The 23148-nt window shown below is 38.3% G+C and carries 20 protein-coding genes; 10 read left to right on the top strand and 10 right to left on the bottom strand.

The genetic code is table 11. The annotated features are described in order from the left end of the window. Positions 1-11: 11 nt before the first annotated feature. From nusB to coaE, 3 genes are all read left to right on the top strand, one after another. On the top strand, positions 12-932 hold the full coding sequence (gene nusB / locus TEGAF0_RS02895) for a transcription antitermination factor NusB (protein ID WP_264899914.1): 921 nt from the start codon (positions 12-14) through the stop codon (positions 930-932). A 36-nt stretch (positions 933-968) separates the two neighbouring features. Continuing rightward, positions 969-1307 (top strand): preprotein translocase subunit YajC, encoded by a 339-nt coding sequence (gene yajC, locus TEGAF0_RS02890; protein ID WP_264899913.1) that lies wholly within the window; start codon positions 969-971, stop codon positions 1305-1307. 72 nt (positions 1308-1379) lie between these two features. Continuing rightward, complete coding sequence (gene coaE, locus TEGAF0_RS02885; RefSeq protein ID WP_264899912.1) at positions 1380-1958, top strand: dephospho-CoA kinase; 579 nt, start codon at positions 1380-1382, stop codon at positions 1956-1958. A 3-nt stretch (positions 1959-1961) separates the two neighbouring features. On the opposite strand, the gene TEGAF0_RS02880 is transcribed toward coaE, so the two are convergent. The 3 genes from TEGAF0_RS02880 to TEGAF0_RS02870 are packed head-to-tail and all read right to left on the bottom strand — an operon-like array spanning position 1962 to position 5369. Continuing rightward, the gene (locus tag TEGAF0_RS02880; protein WP_264899911.1) at positions 1962-2915 is read right to left on the bottom strand and encodes a class I SAM-dependent methyltransferase; all 954 of its coding nucleotides are present in this window, start codon (positions 2913-2915) and stop codon (positions 1962-1964) included. 12 nt (positions 2916-2927) lie between these two features. Further along, entirely contained in the window at positions 2928-4118 is a 1191-nt protein-coding gene (locus tag TEGAF0_RS02875) for a pyridoxal phosphate-dependent aminotransferase (protein ID WP_264899910.1), read from the bottom strand. A 24-nt stretch (positions 4119-4142) separates the two neighbouring features. Further along, positions 4143-5369, bottom strand: a complete 1227-nt coding sequence (locus TEGAF0_RS02870; protein ID WP_264899909.1) for a class A beta-lactamase-related serine hydrolase — start codon at positions 5367-5369, stop codon at positions 4143-4145. Between the two features lie 39 nt (positions 5370-5408). On the opposite strand from TEGAF0_RS02870, the gene TEGAF0_RS02865 reads away from it, so the two are divergent. The 4 genes from TEGAF0_RS02865 (at position 5409) to TEGAF0_RS02850 (ending at position 9045) form a co-directional block, all read left to right on the top strand. Then, complete coding sequence (locus TEGAF0_RS02865; RefSeq protein ID WP_264899908.1) at positions 5409-6839, top strand: L-serine ammonia-lyase; 1431 nt, start codon at positions 5409-5411, stop codon at positions 6837-6839. 102 nt (positions 6840-6941) lie between these two features. Continuing rightward, positions 6942-8378 carry an NADP-dependent isocitrate dehydrogenase gene (locus TEGAF0_RS02860; RefSeq protein ID WP_264899907.1) on the top strand — a complete coding sequence of 479 codons (1437 nt, stop codon included), beginning with the start codon at positions 6942-6944 and terminating at the stop codon, positions 8376-8378. 50 nt (positions 8379-8428) lie between these two features. Further along, complete coding sequence (locus tag TEGAF0_RS02855) at positions 8429-8677, top strand: hypothetical protein (protein ID WP_264899906.1); 249 nt, start codon at positions 8429-8431, stop codon at positions 8675-8677. Between the two features lie 2 nt (positions 8678-8679). Then, on the top strand, positions 8680-9045 hold the full coding sequence (locus tag TEGAF0_RS02850; protein ID WP_264899905.1) for a VOC family protein: 366 nt from the start codon (positions 8680-8682) through the stop codon (positions 9043-9045). Positions 9046-9055: 10 nt separating this feature from the next. On the opposite strand, the gene mqnE is transcribed toward TEGAF0_RS02850, so the two are convergent. The 4 genes from mqnE to dnaE all read right to left on the bottom strand — a co-directional run bounded on the left by mqnE (position 9056) and on the right by dnaE (position 15630). Further along, entirely contained in the window at positions 9056-10204 is a 1149-nt protein-coding gene (mqnE, locus tag TEGAF0_RS02845; protein WP_264899903.1) for an aminofutalosine synthase MqnE, read from the bottom strand. A gap of 30 nt (positions 10205-10234) precedes the next feature. Continuing rightward, positions 10235-11464 (bottom strand): NupC/NupG family nucleoside CNT transporter, encoded by a 1230-nt coding sequence (locus TEGAF0_RS02840; protein ID WP_264899902.1) that lies wholly within the window; start codon positions 11462-11464, stop codon positions 10235-10237. 45 nt (positions 11465-11509) lie between these two features. Then, complete coding sequence (gene trxA / locus TEGAF0_RS02835; RefSeq protein WP_026751821.1) at positions 11510-11827, bottom strand: thioredoxin; 318 nt, start codon at positions 11825-11827, stop codon at positions 11510-11512. A gap of 128 nt (positions 11828-11955) precedes the next feature. Then, on the bottom strand, positions 11956-15630 hold the full coding sequence (dnaE, locus tag TEGAF0_RS02830) for a DNA polymerase III subunit alpha (protein WP_264899899.1): 3675 nt from the start codon (positions 15628-15630) through the stop codon (positions 11956-11958). A 94-nt stretch (positions 15631-15724) separates the two neighbouring features. Here dnaE and TEGAF0_RS02825 point away from each other — a divergent pair, with 94 nt between their 5' ends. Continuing rightward, positions 15725-16423 (top strand): C40 family peptidase, encoded by a 699-nt coding sequence (locus tag TEGAF0_RS02825; protein ID WP_264899897.1) that lies wholly within the window; start codon positions 15725-15727, stop codon positions 16421-16423. Here TEGAF0_RS02825 and TEGAF0_RS02820 read toward each other — a convergent pair. Genes TEGAF0_RS02820 through msrA form a run of 3 tightly spaced genes read right to left on the bottom strand, consistent with a single transcriptional unit; the run spans position 16420 to position 20308 of the window. Beyond that, a complete protein-coding gene (locus tag TEGAF0_RS02820; RefSeq protein ID WP_264899896.1) occupies positions 16420-17913 on the bottom strand; it encodes a polysaccharide biosynthesis C-terminal domain-containing protein in 1494 nt (497 codons plus the stop codon). The two genes, TEGAF0_RS02825 and TEGAF0_RS02820, sit on opposite strands and share 4 nt — an antisense overlap. 5 nt (positions 17914-17918) lie before the next feature. Beyond that, on the bottom strand, positions 17919-19619 hold the full coding sequence (locus tag TEGAF0_RS02815) for a M1 family metallopeptidase (protein WP_264899895.1): 1701 nt from the start codon (positions 19617-19619) through the stop codon (positions 17919-17921). A 32-nt stretch (positions 19620-19651) separates the two neighbouring features. After that, complete coding sequence (gene msrA, locus TEGAF0_RS02810; protein WP_264899893.1) at positions 19652-20308, bottom strand: peptide-methionine (S)-S-oxide reductase MsrA; 657 nt, start codon at positions 20306-20308, stop codon at positions 19652-19654. A gap of 176 nt (positions 20309-20484) precedes the next feature. Between msrA and TEGAF0_RS02805 the strand changes: the two genes are divergently transcribed. Then, the gene (locus TEGAF0_RS02805) at positions 20485-20961 is read left to right on the top strand and encodes a hypothetical protein (RefSeq protein ID WP_264899891.1); all 477 of its coding nucleotides are present in this window, start codon (positions 20485-20487) and stop codon (positions 20959-20961) included. A gap of 45 nt (positions 20962-21006) precedes the next feature. After that, positions 21007-23121 (top strand): endonuclease MutS2, encoded by a 2115-nt coding sequence (locus tag TEGAF0_RS02800; RefSeq protein ID WP_458574900.1) that lies wholly within the window; start codon positions 21007-21009, stop codon positions 23119-23121. Positions 23122-23148: the final 27 nt, after the last annotated feature.

Here is a 23148-nt window from a genome sequence, read left to right as displayed (position 1 = left end):
GCTCTTATTGAATGATCAGCAGAAGAAATATCCGCGTTAAAGTGATGCAATTGCTCTACATGATGGAAGCCGCGGATGCCAATAATTCGTTTAAAAATCCTGTACAGACATTAGAAAAGCAAATGGATAAAAGCCGAGCGCTGTTTGTCTACCTTGTCTATTTTATTGCAGAAGTGGCCAGATATGCCGAAACGAGTGCCCAAAAAAGAGCTTCTAAGAATTTACCAAGCAAAGCAGACCTGAACGTTAATATCAAGATTGCAGGGAACGATTTCATCTGGAATTTACTTGAAAACAAAGGTTATCAAACTTGCCTTGAACAGGATCACCCCGAAAAAATGGTAGATAAAAGCCTGGTTGCACAAGTTTTCCAGAAACTAACCGATCATCCGGTTTATGCAACCTATATCACAGAAGAAAGCAGGGAAAAATCAAAAGAAAGAGAAATCATCAAAATCATTTTCAGTGAATTAATGTTGCCTAATGAAGATTTCATTTCTCACATTGAAGAGTATTTTAATAATTGGGATGATGACGCAGAAATGATGGAACAATTGGTTTTGACCTTTATTCAGAAGCCTAAATCTATCAAGTTCAATGAAATCATGAGCCCGGACAAATGGGAATTTGCAAGAACCTTATTAACCACCGCTATTGGTAAAAAAGAATATTGTACTGAGCTCATTAAACCAAAACTGAAAAACTGGGATGCAGAAAGAATTGCCCAGTTAGACATGGTATTGATGCGTATGGGATTATGCGAGTTATTGTATTTTGAAACCATACCCACTAAAGTTACCATCAACGAATATATAGATCTGGCAAAGGAATACAGTACACCACAAAGCGGACAGTTCGTAAATGGAATTTTAGATAATATTCACAAAGAATTAGTAGCCGACGGTAAAATCCAGAAAATTAGTTTCAAGTAATTCCTTTTATTTGCAAATCATTTAAACAGTTATTTTATGTTATTAAACGTGTTAACCCTTTTAGCAGCCGACCCAAAGCAGGGTGGTACAGTGCAATTGATTATGATGGGTGCCATCATTCTTGTTTTCTGGTTGTTCATGATCAGACCACAAGCTAAAAAAGCAAAAGAGCAAAAGAAATTTATTGATAATCTTCAAAAAGGTGATAAAATTGTAACCATTGCCGGAATTCACGGAGTAGTTAATAAAATTAACGAAGACGGAACATTGCAATTAGAAGTAACCCCGGGAAGCTACCTAAAGATTGAAAAATCTGCGTTAAGTATGGAGTGGACTGCCGCAATTAATAAAACAACAGGAGAAGAGAAAAAATAATAAAAGCTTGAGCGTAAAGCATACCCGTTAAACCTTAATTTTAGTCCTGCAAATTAATTGCAGGACTTTTTTATGCTAAGTATAGGATTAACAGGTGGAATAGGGAGTGGCAAATCAGTGGTATCAAAAATATTTGCCGGCTTAGGAGTTCCTGTATTGGACGCAGATGCTTTGGCAAAAAAAATTATGCAGGAAGACTCCGATGTAAAAGCCAGCATCATTAAATCTTTCGGGGATGAAGCGTATCAGAATAATACACTCAATAGGGCTTATTTAGCAAATATTGTTTTTAATGACCCTTTTCAATTGCAAGTATTAAATACCATTGTGCATCCCGCAACTATAGCTGCTGGCATAGCATGGGCCAAGAAACAAAATGCTCCTTATACAATTAAGGAAGCTGCATTATTTTTTGAATCAGGTTCTGCAGAAGGAATGGATAAAATGATTGGCGTTTATGCACCGGATAGCATCCGAATAAATAGAGTAATGCAACGAGACGGGCTTTCAAGAGATGAAGTTATTGGAAGAATGGGAAATCAAATTACTCAGTCAATAAAAATGAAACTATGCGACTATGTTGTAATTAACGATGAACAGACACTTTTAATTCCCCAAATACTCTCCATACACCAGGAACTTTCCCGTTGATTGTTATTTATCCTTCTCAATCAGGTAACACCATCTTTTAAGCTTTCCTTCAAAATCAAATGGGGTAGTAGCTTTGGTAATATCTTTAATAGTATTTGATTGGATAGAATCCTTATCTAGTTGAAAGCGAACAAAATTAGTGCTAAAATACAGTTGTCCTCCCGGTGACAAAGCAGACAGTACGTCGTTTATTAATTCTGCATGGTCTCTTTGAATATCCAGAATATCTTTCATCCGCTTACTATTGCTGAAAGTAGGAGGGTCCATTATTACTAAATCAAAACTATTGGGTTTCAAAGTTTTGAGATATTGCTTTACATCGGCATGTACAAATGGGAAGGCAGTCTTATTTTTAAATAGATTGATGATCATATTGTCCTCAGCCCAGGAAAGATAGGTTTTGGAAAGATCAACAGATGTTACATTAGAAGCTCCACCAGCAGCCGCATAAACAGAAAAGGATCCGGTATAGCAAAACAGATTCAATACTCTTTTATTTGTGCAACTGTTTCTGACTATCTTTCTGGTAATACGATGATCCAGAAAAAGTCCGGTATCCAGATAATCTTTCAGGTTTACCAAAAACTTTAATCCATCTTCTAATACGGTATGGTATTCCTTTTCTTCATTTATTTTTTCGTATTGCTCATCTTTATGACTCATTCGTTTCCGAAGCTTAAAATGCATAAGATCTTCTGGAATACCTATTACAGCAGAAATCATTTGTCTGCATTCCTTCATCCAGGCTTCATGCTCGTCATCCTCCATTCCATGCCTACGCAAGTATTCAGCTATATACAACTGATCTTCGTACAATTCAATGCTGAAAGGGAATTCGGGTAAATCATGATCATACACACGGTAACAGGAAACTTGTTGCCTTCTTGCCAACTTACTCTTGTGTTTAAACACTTTTGTAAGCCGGTTTACAAACATCTCGGCTTTTATTGGATCCATTTCCCTGGGTTATTAGGATAGTTTACTAAGTGCATCCGCAATTCTACCCCAGGCTTTTTCAATGTTTTCCATGCTGTTGGCAAAAGAAAAACGAACGCAATTGGGTTCACCGAATGCATCCCCCATCACAGAACTAACATGTGCTGTATTTAATAAATACATGCTGAAATCTGCAGCGTTTGATATAGTTTCAGTTCCATTTGATTTACCGTAATAATAACTTACATCAGGAAAAACATAAAATGCTCCTTCTGGTGCAAAGCAGGTAAATCCTGGTATAGCATTTACGAGCTCAAGTGTTTTTGTTCTGCGTCTGGTAAACTCTGCAGTCATATCCAGCGAGGGTTCTAAATTCCCTGTAAGTGCCGCTACAGCTGCTTTTTGAGTAATTGAGCAGGTACCACTAGTGAACTGTCCCTGTAGCTTTTCAAATGCTTTAGCAATAGGAGTGGCAGAAGCAGTATAGCCTAATCTCCAGCCTGTCATAGCAAAGCCTTTACTCAATCCATTAATGACTACCACACGGTCTTTGATTCCTTCAAACTGTGCAATACTTTCATGCTTACCAACAAAATTGATGTATTCATAAATTTCATCTGAGAGAATAATCACTTCAGGATGCTTTTCAAAAACTTTCACCAATGCAGCCAGTTCCTCCTTACTATACACTGCTCCGGAAGGATTGCAGGGAGAAGAAAACATAAAAACTTTTGTTTTCGGAGTGATGGCAGCTGCAACTTCTTCAGGTGTTGCTTTGAATTTATTGGATACGCTTGTTCTGATTTCAACAACTTTACCTCTGGCAATTTTTACCAGTTCTGAATAGGTTACCCAATAGGGAGTTGGGATAATTACTTCATCACCTTCATCAACCAAAGCAAGTATGGCATTGGCCAAACTTTGTTTAGCACCTGTTGAAACAACTATTTGTTCAGGTGTGTACGAAAGGTTATTGTCTCTTTTTAGTTTTGTACAGACTGCTTCCCGCAAATCTAAGAAACCAGGAACCGGTGTATAATGACTCCAGTTATCGTTAATAGCTTTTATTGCAGCATCTTTTATATGTTGGGGGGTGTCAAAATCGGGTTCACCCAAACTCAAATCAATTACATCAATACCTTTAGCACGTAGCTCACGGCCCAATTTGGCCATTTTAAGGGTTTCAGGTTCACTGAAACGATTTAATAAAGACGACAATTCCATTCAAAAAAAGTTTAAGCCTACAATTTACTTAATAATTGGCAATTTCCCTTTTCGCATTAACTCACTATTGTAAATAGCTATTCCCAGGTCACGCATAAACGGAAAACCAAGGGAGTCATATTCGTATTTATCGTCATTGAATATACCGTCCGTATTACAGGAAATAACAGCACTTAACAAAAATTCAACCTGATTAACCTCATCAACTACATAAGCAACATCCAATAAGAATCCATAGGCATCACCCACTTTATTATAAATTTTCACCTGCGGGAAAAGCGTTTTTCTTTCAGACCCCTGTAATAAAAATTTACAATAGGTATCGTAATAATAACTTGTGTCATAGGAAGGAGAATCAGATGCTCCCGGATATATCTGCATATACTTTTTTACAAAGGCATAATCTTCCTCGGAAAGCCTGAAACGGCTTTTCTTTTTAGTACGTTCCGGAAAAATGACTGATTGTAAAATATGATGCAGGTCTTGCAAGTATATTCTGTTCTTATTTAAAAAAGAAAAGGGGAATTCAACCAGTTTCCCGCCTTTCATATAGCCCTTACCCAATTCAAATGGTGTTGCAGCAAATTTCCCTTTGCTTGCCTGTGCAGGTTGTTCGTAAATAAGATTACCTAAACTATCATAAAACTTAACCGGATTGGTGTTCAATTGCTGTTCCAATGTTTTATTCACCTGAAGTCGATGACGGATAATAGCATCAGGATATCCTTTGGCCCTTAGTTTTTGTTGAATATAATCAGGCCCCAAGAACTCATACAAGCGGTTAAACGCATCATTATCACTTACCAGAAATATTTGTTTGATATAATTGGCAATCGTAGGCGCCCCATCAATTGTATTGGGTTGGTTGTAAACAACATCCTGTGCATCAGAAGCGCTGTCTGTTATCATGATGCTATTCATAGTTAATCCGGGGATTGCCAGTTCATTAATTTTTTCAAGTGCCAGTAATGCAATGGGCATTTTAACTGTACTTGCAGGGTAAAAATATTCCTGGTTATTCAACCGGTAACTGAATTCTCTGAATGAGGCTTTGTTCTTTTTATTCCTGTTAATTTGTGTGTACACAATCTGTACCCGAAAGCTATCAGGACTATTCATGATTCTTTTAAAGAATTGAGGGTGCTTTTGCAGAATCTGATGAAGGGGATTATCGGCATCAAAATTTTGTGCCAATGCCGTACTATTCAAGCCAGAAATAACAAGCAGAATTAACAAAAAGAGATGCTTCATTTATCAAACTTAATGAAATTTGATAATTAACTTTACATCATGCCACATGAAGCGATTTCTGTATTTGACATGTTTAAAATAGGGGTTGGGCCTTCCAGTTCACACACACTTGGCCCCTGGAGAGCAGCCTTGCGTTGTCTGGAAACTATTCAGGAAAAATCCCAATTGAAACAGGTAAGTACAGTAACTATTTTACTGTATGGTTCCCTTGCAAAAACAGGAAAGGGGCACGGTACCGATATAGCTGTTTTAATGGGATTACAAGCGGCAGATCCGGTAACTGTTGATGTGAATAGCATTCATCCCACTATTGAGCAAATCAAATCAGCCAATCAGTTATTGTTAGGAGGCAATCACCTAATTCCATTTTCCTACAAAGACAACCTGCTATTTTTAACGAGTGAATCCTTACCCTTTCATCCAAATGGATTAAGCTTTTTAATTGGCTTTGAAGATGGAACGCAAATCAGTGAAACCTATTATTCCATTGGGGGTGGTTTTGTAGTTAAGGAAGGAGAGGAAACCGGAGCAGGAAAAACAATTGTTGATCTTCCCTTTCCCACCAATAATGCTGCAGACATTTTACATTGGTGCAGAAAGACAGGCATGTCAATTCATGAAATGGTGCTGGAGAATGAACATGTTTGGAGAACGGAAGCTGAAACCAGAAAGGGCGTATTGCAGATATGGCATACTATGCGAGACTGTATTTATAGGGGCTGCCATACCAAAGGAGAACTTCCCGGCGGGTTGCAAGTCAGGAGAAGAGCATTTGAATTGAACAAAAAATTAATGAAAGGACATTCTTATCAGTCTTTTGATGAATGGTTGAAGGCGATTCAGGATGGAGGACAATCCTTTAATTATATTCTGGATTGGGTAAGTTGTTTTGCATTGGCAGTGAATGAAGAAAACGCTTCTTTTGGTAGGGTTGTTACCGCTCCAACCAATGGAGCAGCTGGTGTAATTCCAGCCGTTCTATTGTACTTTATTGCTTTTTGTGAGGGGAACAATGAGGATAAAATCATTCAGTTTTTGTCAACCGCATCTGAAATCGGATCCATCTTTAAAAAAGGAGCAACCATATCAGCTGCAATGGGTGGTTGTCAAGCAGAAATTGGTGTATCCTCCGCAATGGCCGCAGGTGCTTTAACAGAATGCATGGGTGGAACACAGCAGCAAGCACTAATGGCCGCTGAAATTGCCATGGAACATCACCTGGGTTTAACCTGTGACCCCATTGGTGGTTTGGTTCAGATCCCCTGCATAGAACGCAATACAATGGGCGCCATTAAAGCTATCACAGCTTCTCAACTAGCACTACAAAGTACGCCAGATTTTGCATTGGTTAGCTTGGACAAAGTAATCGCTACCATGTGGAATACTGCACTAGACATGAATAGTAAATACAAGGAAACAGCAGATGGGGGATTGGCTATTCAGGTACCACTTGGCCTTAGTGAATGCTAGCTCTTTTACAAATACATAAATAATATTTATATTTACCATCAAATAGATAAATAAAATCTATTCATGTAAACCCACCAAATTTGCTCCGTAAAAATCATTTGTATGAAAACAATTACGGTAGCAAAGGGGGATGGCATTGGCCCTGAAATAATGGATGCCACTTTATCAATCATTCTTGCAGCAGGAGCAGCATTAAAAATTGAGGAAATTGAAGTAGGAGAAAAAGTATATCTGGCAGGCAATTCAGCTGGCATTTCGGCTGATTCCTGGGATATCATCCGAAAAAATAAAATATTCCTTAAAGCACCCATTACAACGCCACAGGGAGGAGGGTACAAAAGCTTGAATGTAACCACACGTAAATTTCTTGGATTATACTCGAATGTAAGACCATGCAGGAGCTTACATCCATTTGTAAGCACCAAGCATCCAGTAATGGACATTGTGATTATTCGTGAAAACGAAGAAGACTTATACGCGGGTATTGAACACCAACAAACGGATGAAGTGGTTCAGTGTTTAAAATTAATTAGCAGACCAGGATGTGAAAAAATAATTCGTTACGCATTCGAATATGCCAAGCAACAGAATCGTAAAAAAGTTACTTGCTTCACCAAAGACAATATCATGAAACAAACAGATGGCTTGTTCCATAAAGTGTTTGATGAAATTGCCAGCGAATATCCGGAAATTGAAAATGAGCACTGGATCATCGACATAGGTGCAGCAAAAATGGCAGATACTCCAGAAGCTTTTGATGTGATTGTAATGCCTAATTTATATGGAGATGTACTCAGTGATGTAGCTGCGCAAATTACCGGATCAGTTGGACTTGCTGGATCCGCTAATATTGGAGAAGACTGCGCCATGTTCGAGGCTATTCATGGTTCAGCGCCTAGAAGAGCTGGTCAGGATGTTGCCAATCCTTCCGGTTTATTGCAGGGTGCTATTATGATGCTTAACCATATAGGGCAAACCGCAGTTGCAGAAAAAGTACAAAATGCCTGGTTAAAAACACTGGAAGATGGCATTCATACTTATGATATTTATAAAGAGGGAATCAGCAAACAGAAAGTAGGAACAAAGGCATTTGCTGAAGCAGTAATTGCCAATCTCGGGAAATTACCATCCATTTTTAAACCAGTTAGCTACGCCAACAATGAAGCACTTTCATTGCCGAAATACAAAAGAAAACCTGCAGCTGAAAAGACATTAGAAGGAGTAGATCTTTTTGTACACTGGAATGGCCATGATGCCAATGAACTGGCAAAACTGCTGAACAACATATTTAACGATGGTATACAACTTAGCATGATAACCAATAGAGGAATTAAAGTATGGCCAGATGGTTTTCAGGAAACCTTTTGCACAGATCACTGGAGATGCAGATTTAAACCAAAGGAAGGTGTACAGATGTCAAAAACAGCAATCCCTTTATTATTAGTAGCCGCCAATGAAAACGGAATTGATGTGATAAAAACCGAGAACCTTTATGCTTTTGACGGGAAACAAGCTTACTCTCTGGGGCAAGGGCAATAAATATTCGCATTCGTACACAACTATTCATTTAATTAAACCCATCCGGATATATGCAAATCAATCTTATACAAGGACAATTCAGTGCTACAGAAGCTGTAGCACTGATTGAACAATTGCTTCAAATCAAAATTTCCTTTCACGAGAAAAAAATCAGCATGTTCTCTTCAGAAGAGGAGATAAAATTCAGGGAAACAAAAATTAAACGACTTCAGGAAGAATTGGCTAGCTTCAGAAAGCAAATAGTTCAAGCAAATGACACTTATCATTTGGAAGCAATTTGTAATTTCGAAAAAAAATAACCATGCAGTTTAATCCTGTTTCTATAAGACCTTTTTTAGGTGCAAAAGATTTTGACCTTAGCCGCGCATTCTATACAGCAATGGGGTTTACTGAAAATATAATTAATGAAAAACTAAGCGTTTTCCATTTTAAAGGAATAGCCTTTTATTTACAAAATGCCTATGTAAAAGATTGGGTTGATAATACCATGGTATTTGTTGAAGTTGAGAATGTTGGAGAATTTTGGGAATACCTACAAACATTAAGCCTTACTGAAAAATTTTCAGAAGTCAGACTTGTTGCACCTAAATCCTTTGATTGGGGTACAGAATGCTTCGTTCATGATCCTTCGGGGATACTTTGGCACTTTGGAAGCTTTAATAAATAATTCAACTAATTTAAAGTCTCAAAATAGCATCACTGTAATCCTTGATTTCATTGTATAAAGTACCACGCTCAACTGGCTGACGTTTCACTTGCTTGATTAGGGTAACCAAATCGGAAGTACTCATGGTAGGAGTTTGCTCCTCACTTCCAGCCATTGAATAAATCTTTGTAGTGTCGTCGATAGTACCATCAATATCATTCACTCCAAATGACAATGTTAGCTGGGCATTCTTTCTACCGAGCATTGGCCAATAAGCTTTCAAATGCGGAAAATTATCAAGGTACAATCTAGAGACAGCATACATTTTCATGTCTTCTACAATAGTACTTTCCGCCACATGCTGCATATCATTGTCTTTATTGCGAAACTTTAGCGGAATAAATGTATTAAACCCGCCAGTTTCGTCCTGCAGTCTACGTAAACGATCCATATGGTCAATTCTATGCCAGTAAGATTCAATATGTCCGTATAATAAAGTTGCGTTGCTATGCATACCTAACTGATGTGCTGCTTTATGTATAGTTAGCCAACCATCTGCATCTACTTTATCTGCACAAATTTTTGTTCGGATATCCGGATGAAAAATTTCCGCACCTCCACCCGGCAAAGAGTCAAGTCCTGCTTCGTGCGCCAATTTCATTCCTTCTTCAACAGACACTTTGGCTTTGCGGAACATATAATCCAGCTCTACCGGTGTGAATGCCTTGATATGTAAATCTGGTCTGTGCGCTTTGATACTTCTTAACAATTCAAGAAAAAAATCCATGTTCATCTTTGGATGTACTCCTCCTACAATATGAACTTCGGTTACAGGTTTGCCATCATAACTTTTTACAATGTGCATCATCTGTTCAATGCTTAACTCCCAGCCATCTTCTCTGTGTGCATACAATTTAGAGTAGGAACAAAATGCACAGGAGAACACACATACATTGGTAGGTTCTATATGAAAATTCCGATTGAAATAGGTTTTGTTACCATGTTTGCTTTCTCTGACCCAGTTAGCTAAAGCACCCACATATGACAGGGAAGCATTTTCAAATAAGGCTACGCCCTCGTCAAAAGAGATGCGCTCCTGATTTAATATTTTATATCCGATGGATTGTAACTGTTGATTTTTTTCGGCGTCTACCAATACTTTCACGGCTGCTGTGTTCATGTCTCCCAGATTTTGTGCAAAATTACACCTTTAAAACATCAGAATGCCTGCAATTGTTGCAGACAAATAGGAGGCAAGTGTTCCGCACAATAAAGCCCTTAATCCTAGTTTAGCCAGATCTGCTCTTCTGGTAGGTGCCAATTCCCCGATTCCGCCAATTTGCATACCTACACTACTAAAATTGGCAAAACCACAAATAGCAATACTAACAATCAACAAACCTTTTTCAGAAACAATAGGAACTGCTTTGGAAGTTAAATTATTAAATGCTACAAATTCATTGATGGTTAATTTCTGCCCCAACAGGGAGGCGGCATTGGCTACATCCACTTGCGGAACGCCCATAGCCCAGGTCATTGGATAAAATAGCTTACTAAAGATTACATCCAGCGTAACTCCGGGTACAATTATGCCAATTAAATAATTGATTAATGCAATCAGGGCAATAAAACCAATTAACATGGCTATTACATTAACTGCAATTTTCATTCCGTCACTTGCCCCATGAGAAATGGCATCAATAATATTACTATAAGGGCTTTTAACTTCCAGTTTTACTTTTCCCATGGTCTGGGATTCTTCGGTCTCTGGAAATACAATTTTGGAAATAACCAATGCACCAGGGGCAGCCATCAAACTGGCCGTCAACAGATATTCTGCCTTTGCACCCATATTGGCATAAACAATAAGAATACCACCAGCAATACAGGCTAAACTTCCGCTCATACTGGCCAATAATTCACTCTTGGTCATGGTGCTGAGATAAGGCCTGATCATTACCTGTGCCTCTACCTGACCTACAAAAGCCGAAGCAACATTACTGAGTGCTTCGGCTCCGCTTACGCGCATGATAAAATTCATGGCTTTGGCAATAACAGATACAATGAACTGCATTACCCCAAAATGATATAATATAGCTACCAGTACACAAACAAGAATAATAGTAGCCGTTACACTGAATGCAAACACAAATCCACCCTGGCTAAAGTTCTTTACACCATCTGGTGCATTTACCATAACGCCATTGTATACAAAGGCAACACCTTCGCGCGCAAATCTTTCAATTTTCTCCATCCCGTGACCCAACAATTGAAAAAATCGGGTAACCGGTGGAACTTTCAGTACCATTACAGCGATAAAAACCTGTAACAGTATTCCACTAAAAACCAGTCTATAGTTAATTCTACGCTTGTTATTAGAGAACAAGAAAGCAATCGCCAGAATCAAAATAATCCCTATAAATCCTTGAAACCTTTCCATATACAATTACTTAGTATTCAGATTAGGTTTGAAAGATACGGATTACTACATATGAGCCTGAATTTTTTTGTCTAAAACAGATTTTGGAACTGCGCCAATTTGCTTATCAACGATCTGACCTCCTTTAATAAATAGAATAGCAGGGATAGAAGTGATACCATAATTCACACTCAGATTTGGGTTATGGTCTACATTCACTTTTCCAACATTGATTTTGCCTTCGTATTCCTTAGACAATTCTTCAATCACTGGTCCAATAGCGCGACAAGGTCCACACCATTCTGCCCAAAAGTCTACCACTGTTAATTTATCGCTGTCTAAAACAGTCGACTGAAAATTCGCGTCTGTTAATTCTAATGCCATAGTTTAATTTTTATATCGTTAGTTCATCAAATTTACATCCAAAGCCTTGTTACTGCCCCTTTGACTTTTCCACCGATGTTATTTAGTATTTTTTGTAGCAAATTGCTGACATAGGGTCAGTCTGCTCTTTAACCAACCAAGCCTACTTTTACATCAATATCCAGGTTTTCCATCAGGTAACCTGCCATTTCTTCGTTCATTTGAAAGCCTTTTTCAAAAGTGTACATGCTGACTCTCAGGTTTTCCTTGGGTTCGAAGATATTAATCTTAAAAGTGCTCTTCCCAGGATACTTTTTCAGATTCTCCTCAATAAACTGAACCATGGTAGGGGTAATAGCAGATGGATGTAAATTAATTTCAACCGATCGGGTCAATACCTGTTTTACTGTCTCCAGCAATGACATACTGGATATTTTAAATTCAAATACATTGGGTTGATTAAAGCGGTTCCTAAATCCACCATTGAGCAATATATTCTGTCCCTTTTCTAGGTAATCCTTGAATTTGATATAATCTTCACTCCAAAGGGTAAATTCTGTTTTACCGCTATAATCTTCAATAACAAATGAACCAAAGTTTTTCCCTGTTTTAGTAACTCTATGTTGTACATCTGTTACCAAACCGGCAACCCTATACATTTTACCCAGACTCGCGCCCTCGGTTAATGCATCTTTGGCCTCATTAAAATCGGCAATCCCCGTAATTTCATAGTGCCTTAGCTCAAACTTAAAATGATCGAGCGGATGACCACTCATGAACATCCCTGTCACTTCCTTTTCATAATTCAGCAACTCGGTTAATGTCCATGGTTCACAGGGAGCAATCTTGGGTTTAGGAACATGCATGGCAGTGGGAAGATCCCCGAACAAAGTGTTGGAAGTGCCCGTACTTAAGCTCTGTTGCACCTGACCGTAATTCACTATTTTCTCTAGCCCTGTTAATCTTTCCCCATCGGCCATTTTAAAATATTGTGCTCTGTGCAATTCAGGAAAACAATCAAATGCACCAGAATAAACAAGGCTTTCCAATGACTTCTTATTCACTGATTTTTGCAGCACCCGTTGAACAAAATCAAACACATCCTGATAAGGTCCATTTTTTTGGCGTTCTGCAATAATGGCTTCAACCGCCATTTCACCAACGCCCTTTAATCCTCCTAACCCAAAGCGTATTTCTCCTTTGGCATTCACTGCAAAACCTTTTAATGACTCATTGATATCAGGTCCAAGCACATTAATACCCATACGCTTACATTCTTCCATGAAGAAGGTAATCTTTTCAATATTGCCCTGGTGATTCAACACCGCAGACATATATTCACCCGGATAGTGGGCTTTTAAATAGGCCGTTTGATACGCTACAAATGCATAACAAGTTGAGTGGGATTTATTGAATGCGTATTGTGCAAAAGCTTCCCAGTCTGTCCAAATTTTTTCCAATTTATCCGCCGGATGCCCTTTGGCCGTTGCTCCACTGATAAATTGTGCTTTCATTTTATCCAGCACTGATTTCTGTTTCTTACCCATGGCTTTACGCAATACGTCGGCATCACCTTTGGAGAAACCTGCAAGACTTTGACTCAGCAACATTACCTGCTCCTGATATACTGTAATACCATAAGTGTCGCTCAGGTATTCTTTCATTTCTTCTATATCGTAACTGATGGCTTCTCTTCCATGTTTACGGGCAATGAAATTGGGGATATACGCAATTGGCCCGGGACGATACAGGGCGTTCATCGCAATCAGGTCATCAAATTTATCCGGCTTTAATTCGCGCAGATACTTTTGCATGCCCACACTTTCAAACTGGAAAGTACCATTGGTCTGACCACTCTGGTATAATTGAAAAGTTTTTTCATCGTCCAGTGGAATATTATCCAGATCAATGGTTACTCCATGGTTTAATTTAATCAACTCCAAAGCTGTCTTCAGGATAGAAAGGGTTTTCAAACCCAGAAAGTCCATCTTGATTACACCTGCATCTTCAATGATACTTCCTTCAATTTGGGTTACCCACAAATCTGAATCCTTTGCCGTTGCAACAGGAATGAGGTCTGTCAAGTCTTTGGGGGCAATGATGATTCCCGCAGCATGTATACCGGTATTTCTAACAGAACCTTCCAGTCTTTCTGCTTCTTTGAGTACCTGTGCTCTTAAATCGGATCCATTATATATTTCACGAAGCCTCTTTACGTTGTCTATGTCCTCCTGCTGATAGCCTTCTTTCTCTTCCAGCGATTTTGGCCCTTCCTTAACAGTGATAGGCGCTTTCAATACACGCCCCAACTCGGTTCCAGGCTTATCAGGTACCAGTTTCGCGAGCAAGTTGCTTTCTGAGAGTGGAAGATCGAGCACACGGGCAACGTCTTTGATACTCATTTTAGCTGCCATGGTACCATAGGTTACAATCTGAGCTACCTGACTCTTGCCGTATTTCTGTACTACATAATCAATTACTTTTTGTCTACCCTCATCGTCAAAATCCGTATCAATATCGGGCATGCTCTTTCGATCCGGATTCAGGAATCGCTCAAAAAGCAAATTGTATTTAATGGGATCAATATTCGTGATACCTATACAATAGGCAACTACGGAGCCCGCTGCAGAACCACGACCTGGGCCTATAAATACACCCATGTCTCTTCCCGCTTTAATGAAATCACTAACAATCAGGAAGTAACCGGCAAAACCCATGGTTTTAATGGTAAACAATTCAAAATCGATGCGCTCCTGTATTTCGGGAGTGATTTCATTATACCTGATTTTAGCACCTTCATACGTAAGGTGTTTTAAGAATTCCCACTGATTTAGATTGGCATCTGCATGAATCTGAAACTCTTTGGGAATAGGGAAGGCGGGAAGAAGTATGTCCTTCTTTAGATTCAAGACTTCTACCTTATCTACAATACGGTTTGTATTGTCTAGAGATTCAGGAATATCATGAAAAAGCTTTGCCATTTCCTCCGGCGTCTTGAAATAGAACTGATCATTCGGGAATTTGAATCTTCTGTTTTTGATTTGTACTTCATCATTTACAAAATCATCAAACCCGGGAGTACTTTGTTTTTCTCCTGTATTAATGCACAACAAAATATCGTGCGCATTGGCATCATCTTTTTCTACATAATGGCTGTCATTAGTGGCAATTACAGGAACATTGTATTTTTTAGCAAATTTCAAAAGTGTCTGATTAATCAGTTCCTGCTCTTTGATATCATGCCGCTGAATTTCAATGTAATAATCTTCTCCAAATAAATCTAGCCACCATTTAAATTCTTTCTCTGCATTTTCTTCAGATTGATGCAAAATGGTTTGAGGAACATATGCACCAATACAACAGGTTGTTGCAATTAACCCTTCATGGTATTTCTCAATCAATTCCTTATCAATTCTTGGATATTTACTGTACATACCCTCGATATACCCCAGTGAAGTCAGCTTAACTAAATTCTGATAGCCGATTGCATTCTTTGCGAGTAATACCTGATGAAACCGATTGTCCTTAGATTCTTTGGTAAAGGTTTTTATATGCCTGTCTTTCACTACGTAAAACTCGCAACCTACAATTGGCTTAACAACGGGAGTAGTAATATCTTTCCCGTTCGCATCCTTGCCAATTACCTTTGTATTCTTCCATGCCTGACTAACAAAATCAAAAGCACCGAACATATTACCATGATCTGTGATAGCAAGGGCGGGCATTTGATGCGCAGCAGCCTTTTTATATAGTTCATCTATCGGCGCAGCTCCATCCAATAAGGAATATTGGGTATGTACATGTAAATGTGAAAATTGTGACATAGAAAGGAAATAGTATACGAAGTTCGGCCTTTACCATCCCACTGCAAAGTGCCAATTTTCCACATTAGGATAAACCCAGTAAATTGCAGCCCATATGAAGCGTAAATTATATATTAATTTATTGGTGGCTGTGCTGGTGATGAGTAGCTGTAATACTGTAAGAAACCTGGTTAATAAAGATAATTCAACCCAAAAACCGGTTACCAAAGTGTATGGTACGGAAAAAAGGGAATTTATAAATGGAATTGAAGTGACTTTGGGCACTGTTACTACTACAAAGCACAAAACTTCCAGTTCTGCAACTACCATCAAAAATAAAACCAATAGCAGCAGTAACGGGAATCCGCCAACTAAAGCTGAATTAGAAAAAGCCAGCTGGTTACAATTGAAATATGCTATTGTAATGGATATGCCTGCGGAAGAATTGACAAATATTCCTTTACTTGAAATAATGGACAAATGGTGGGGTACCCGATATTGTATTGGAGGAAGTACGATGAACTGTATTGATTGTTCTGCATTTACACAGGTAATCATGAAAGAGATATACAATATTCAATTGCCCAGAACTTCTCAGGAACAATTTAATATGATGCAGCCCATACCCATTGATGAACTTCAGGAAGGCGACCTTGTATTTTTTAATACAGGTGGCAGGGGAATTTCTCACGTAGGCGTATATATGCAAAACAATAAATTCCTGCATGCTTCTACTTCACAAGGAGTAACCATTTCCGATCTGAATGACAAATACTGGAATCCTAAATTCAGGGGAGGTGGAAGGATTCGTTAATCCTTTTGGAAACGTTTCATAAAATTATGATATAACTGTCCTGCATCTGGTGTAAGTGCCAGCTTGAATACAGATAAAATAAATAGGCCCGAGAAAATAAGGGTTCTTAGAAAAATGGGCAGCCATCCTTCCATTTCCCTAAATATAAAAAAGGGTATAGTAAATGCAATTGTCGCAGACACCAATGTCTGCAACGTTTTATGATCAAATGGTTGCATTTTGAATTTACGCCGCAAAAATTCGAAGCGAATAAAGTTGTACAAACTATAGGCAAACAGTTCTGCAAAAGCAGAACCAATGATTCCGTAATGCATGATTAAATAATAGGTAAGCGGCAATCGGAAAGCCAGCAAAATAACACCACTGATAAAATCAAATCTCCAATAAGTAGACGTATTAATCACCATTGCATTTAGTCCTGTACCGGCATCAATGATTCTGACCATTCCCAAAATGAAAATAGTTGCAATACCTGCTTCGTATTCCCTTTGTATATGTAGCACTTTCATTCCATCAGCTACATTTAACCAAAGATTACCAAAAATGAAAAGGGCCATGATTAATAAATTAATACAGGATCGTTTGTAAATCCTTTTGATTTCATCCAGGTCTTTGTCTTTCCATGCCCTGGATAAAACACCTGCAGAAATTGCCTGAATACTTCTTTGAGGAACTTGTATCAGGTTTGCTGCATACTGAGCTAATCCAAAAACACCTACTACAGCCAGTCCTTGAAACTTAGCAATGATAAAACTATCGATTGTAGCGGCAATGGAAGCAATCACAGTTCCACTGTATATCAGAACCTGCATACCCAGCATTTTTTTCCAGAATTTTTTGGTTACTCTACTGATGGTGGCAGGAAAATGTAACTGACGGGTGTAATACAGATAACTGAGTAGAATTAGAAAAATAATAAGGTATAAAAAAGCAAAGAAGTAAACAAAAGACTCAAAAGGAATCAACTTGAAATAATAAAGAGCAATGAAAACACTGGTGATGATTCTAAGTCCAGTTTCTTTTAGAAAATTGGAAAACACTGTCTGCTGCAAAGCCCAGCAAAATCCCTCCAGAACAGAAAAAAACAACATACCAAGTGCAAAGGGGAACATCCAATAATAATAATCAACAATCAGTTTGGATTTTTCTACGAACTGAGATTCAAAGAAAGGCCTGAAATACCATCCTGCTGTTAAAACCAATACGAATCCGATGAATGCAGCCAGCATTCCCCAAGTCATTAAATCAATTCGGTGCTTCTCTAAATTGTCTTTATAATAAGGGTAAAATTTATATATCACCGGTATAACACCTAATGCACCAAAAGCATACATGTTTTGTGCAAAATCAAAAAATATACGCGTTAGGGCAAATTGTTCCAATGTAAAGGAACCATCCTTGGTATAGATGTACATATTGATGGCTCCAATAAAAAAGCCTATGTAAACCAGAAAGCTGGAAATGATCGTTTGTTTTCTGATGGTTCCCATGTACACTAATTCATTTTAATTTGACCCTCTTTACGTCCGTTCAATGTTATATAAAAATAATCAGCTAATTTTTCAAGGTTTAATCCATCAGCCTGCTTTGGTGTTAGCTGAAGCATTTGCCATTGTTTTACTTTCGGCTTCAAAACTAAGATATCAGTACCTGCTGTAATAGGTAATTGTAAGTTAAAATCACTGACAGCATTGGAATACCTGTATTTTAATTGTTTACCATCTGCAGACAATTGATAGTCTAATACGGGAACCTGTGTAGTAGTTAGATATTGCTTAAATACAGGCTTCAGATCATATCCGGCAAAAGCAGACATTTCTTTTTCAATCAAGGAAGTAGTTACCTGCCTATGAAAAAATTGCTTATTTAGATGTCTCAGTAACTGTCTGAATTTTTCATCATTGTGCATAGACATTCTTATCGAATGAATCATTGCTGAGGCTTTGGGATACATATCACCACTTCCTGTATTGTGCACATTGTAAACTCCCAGAATGGGTTTGTCATTTTTGATATTTCTTCTTGCTCCTTTGTTATAGGCATTCCCGGCTTCTTTTCCATCCATGCATTCCGTAAATAGGGTTTCGGAGTAATTGGTAAATCCTTCGTGAATCCACATATCGGCTATATCAACAGAAGTGATATTGTTACCAAACCATTCATGACCGCTTTCATGTATAATAATAAAATCCCACTTTAGTCCCCAACCTGTTCCAGATAAATCCCTTCCCAGGTAACCGTTCTGGTACTTATTCCCATAGGCCACATTACTTTGGTGTTCCATTCCGAGATAAGGCACTTCAACCAATTTAAAACCATCTGCATAAAAAGGGTAGGGGCCAAACCAATATTCAAAACATTTGATCATGGGTTTAACCTGATCAAATTGCTTTTTGGCAGCAGCTAAATTTTGAGGCAACACATAATAAGTAAGATCCAAATTGCCGGCATCTCCTTTGTAGCTGTCTTTTAATTGAACATATTTGCCAATGTTCATACTCACACTGTAATTATTTATGGGAGAAGTAACCTGCCAAACCCAAGTTTTGGTTGCATCATTGTGTTGAATAGTCTCGATTAATCTTCCATTTGAAACATTCATCAGCGTATCAGGAATCCTAACACCTATAGTAACGCCCAATTCAGGTTCGTCGTATTGATGATCTTTACAGGGCCACCACACGCTAGCACCTAAACCTTGACATGAAGTAGCAACAAATGGATTCCCCAATTCGTCTTTAGTCCAGCTGATACCTCCATCCCAAGGCGCTCTAACAGCAGCTCTGGGCACACCCTGATAATAAACCGTTACCAATCCTTCCATTCCTGCTTTTAAAGAAACTGGCATGGTAACCAAGGCAACATTACCTGTGTGACGGAATACCAGTTTTTCCTTTTTCCCTTTTTGCCACACCACACTGTCAATCTGCAAAGGCTGTTGCAGATCTACCTGCATTTTAGCTGGATTTTGCAATGCCTTGAAACGGATGGTAACCGCACCTGAAATAGTACGTGCAGTTATATTGGGCTGAACACTTATGTTGTAATGCAATAAATTCCACCAGGCCCGCTCTGGTGTAATACTTCCTCTGAGGGTATCTGCTTTGGTAAATTTTTCAGGCGGTAACTTTTGCGCTTGACTAAATGAGGCAAATAAAAGCAATAAAATTGCCGGTAACAAATGAAAGCTTTTCATCTGCTAAAAATAGTACAATAATATAATGGGGACTATTGCTTTATCAATTTGTCTTTGAATACTTTCTCAAATTTTTCGAGTTTAGGAGCAATAACAAATCGACAATATCCTTGATTTTTGTTGTTGTTATAATAATTCTGGTGATAGTTTTCGGCTGGATAAAAGTTCTTAAATGGCTCAATAATGGTAACTATCGGATTGGCCCATGCACCACTTTTGTCCAATGCTGCTTTGTATTTCTCTGCTTTTTCTTTTTGTTCCTGGTTATGATAATATATAGCCGAACGGTATTGGGGGCCAATATCATTTCCCTGTTGATCCATTGTAGTAGGATCATGGGTCTTCCAGAAGACTTCCAACAATTCATCATAGCTGATTTCAGCAGGATCAAAAACAATTCTGGCCAACTCAATATGCCCTGTATTTTTATCACAAACCTGCTCATAAGTGGGATTTTCAACGAATCCACCACCGTAGCCGCTCAGAACTTCCTTAACGCCTTTTAATCTTTGAAAAAAGGCTTCGGTACACCAGAAACATCCTTCACCAAACGTGGCTGTATCTAATTTTGCATTCATTGTATTCAATTTTTGAGGCTTATTTTGTTTGATTTCATTCCCTTTTTCTGTAAAAGCACAGGCAACCATCCAGGTTGATAGAAAGGTTAGAATTAAATATGTCTTTTTCATATTGCTTATTTATCTATAATAATTACTACAAACAGCTTGGTATTTTTGTTGAATAACTGCCCAGTAACATACGAAACAAGACTATTTAAACGCTTTATAATCATAAAATGATATTTTAAGATAAATTTGTGATACCGTAACCCACTATGAGCTTTCAGTCCCAATTTTGGAAGTATATGTCTCTGCGTATAGAGTCGCTGCTGTTGGCCATGCCACTGTTGCTATTTTTTGCGCTATATCACTTCTATGAGGCTTTGAGCATTGACCCATATTTCGGTGTTTCAGTACCCTTCATTTTAAGCACCAATATTTTAATTTTTCATATTCCCATCTTCCTGATTCCTTACCTGATGCACCGGTTTATGAGAGATCAGGACAAGGGACATGTACTCGTAAATTTTCTTCACGTAGCCCTCTCCATATTTTTACTAGTTGCCCTTATGTTCACTTATCAGGTTATACAGCCTTCTTCTCCAGACAGAGGAACGCCAATATTTGATTTACCTGAAACCAAGCTGTGGATGGAAGCAACAATGGCCACTTATGTTATCCTGGGTGCTCAGCTGATGCTTCAGATTGCTTTTATTTTTTACACGCTTACCGTATTATTTCCCGCAAAGAAGAAAGAACCCATTCCCAGTTATTCCTATTAATTGATACTTGCGGTGTAACTTCGCGCATTCAATCAGGCTAATATGATGCGTTTGTACCCGGAATCGGCGTTGACTCAATTGGAATTTGACAAAGTGAAAGAGACATTGTCTGGGTTTTGCCATACAGACTATTCCAAAAATAAAACAGCTCAACTCAGAATACATACCCGAAAGGAATTTATTGACAGAGAATTAAGGCAGGCCTACGAATACAAATTAATTATTCAACAGCAACAATATTTTCCTGCCGACTTCACCGCCAATATCAGCAAGGACATCAAGCTACTGTCTATTCCGGGCGCACTTTTAACAGGCGAACAATGGATGATGATTAAGCGTCTTACGGAAAGCATGGGCACCGTTTTTAGATGGTTTGACAACGAAAGAAGAATGGCTTATCCGGCGCTTACAATGGTTTTACAGGACAGCTATTATGAAAAAAACATTGTTACTGCTATTAATGAAGTATTAGATGAATCTGGCGTTGTACTTGATAATGCTTCGCCAGAGCTACAGAAAATCCGCTTGAACTTGTACAAAAAGCGGAATGAGCTGAGAAGAGTATTTGAGAAAATGGTTCAAAAAATGGCCAAAGCCGGTTATACCGCAGATATTGAAGAGAGTTTCAGTAATGGCAGAAGGGTCATAGCGGTTTTCTCGGAATATAAAAGGCAGGTAAAAGGGATTTTACACGGCGAAAGTGATAGTCGAAAAACAGCATTCATTGAACCTGAGGAAACCATTGAACTCAACAATGATGTTTTTGCATTGGAAAATGAAGAAACCAAAGAAGTTCAAAAAATTCTACGGGCATTAACGGCTGAATTATCCGTGTACGCACCTTTACTACAACAGTACCTGCAAATCATAGGAGAGTTTGATTTTGTAAGAGCCAAAGCAAAACTGGCATTGGAAATGAATGCCAATATGCCAACCGTTTTAGATAAAGCAGTGGTGCAATTAATTGAAGCCTATCACCCGTTATTATACTTATATAATAAAACAGCAGGTAAAAAAACAATTCCGGTTAGTATACATCTGGACGACAAAAACAGAATCCTAGTTATAAGCGGCCCCAATGCGGGAGGAAAAACGGTAACAATGAAAACCATCGGACTCAATCAACTAATGGTTCAGAGCGGATTACTTGTTCCTGTGCATCCAGATTCGGTAATGGGGATTTTTAAACAGCTTTATATACATATTGGCGACACCCAGAGCTTACAGTTTGAATTAAGTACTTATTCCAGCCACTTAATGCATATGAAGCATTTTATGGAAAATGCCAATGGGAAAACCTTGTTCTTTATTGATGAACTCGGTAGCGGATCTGATCCTAACCTGGGAGGAGCATTTGCTGAAGTGATTATGGAAGAGTTGGGCAGAAAACATTCTTTTGGTGTGGTAACCACCCATTATTTGAATTTAAAAGTAATGGCTAACCACACGCAGGGAATATTAAACGGAGCTATGCAGTTTGATGAAGTGAACCTGCAGCCTATGTATAAATTGATTATAGGCAAACCCGGAAGCTCTTATACATTTGCGATAGCAGAAAGAATTGGGCTACCCAAACATTTAATTAGTAGAGCAAGAAAACTGGTAGAGGAAGATCATTTTAAATTGGACAGATTACTAAACCGAACTGAACAAGATTTACAACAGCTGGAAAAAGAGAAAAAAGAACTGCATCGATTGCTCCGAGAAAACGAAAAGTTGAAGAAGGAAATGGAGCAGGTCATGAACAAAGAACGACACCAGCAACAAATAGAGCTGTTAAAAAATCAGAATAAAATTACTGAAGAAAGGCTGCAGTATCTGAAAGATATGGAGCGAAAGCTAAAGCAAATTGTTTTGGACTGGAAAAAAACTGAGAATAAAAATGAAGTAGTTAAAAACCTTCAGAACCTGCTTTTTAAACAGAAGGAAACCATTGTTGTAAACAAGCTAGCTAAAAAAGTAGATAAAAAATACAGGGAATTAAATACCGAAATAGAGCCAGGAACACTAGTAAAACTCAAAAAAAATTATCAGGTTGGAGAAGTAAAGGAGATAAGAGGGAAAAGAGCCATTGTGCAAATTGGCGCCCTTCCCATTAATGTTGAATTATCAGATTTGATTGCGGTTGCAAAAATTGAGGAAAGCTCAGAAAATAGTTAATCAGATTCGGTAATTTACAGACTGAAG

The sequence above is a fragment of the Sediminibacterium sp. TEGAF015 genome (assembly GCF_025997995.1).
Classification (GTDB): Bacteria; Bacteroidota; Bacteroidia; order Chitinophagales; family Chitinophagaceae; genus Sediminibacterium.
The sequence above is the reverse complement of the archived record's forward strand: the minus strand, read 5'-3'. Positions and strand labels throughout refer to the sequence as shown.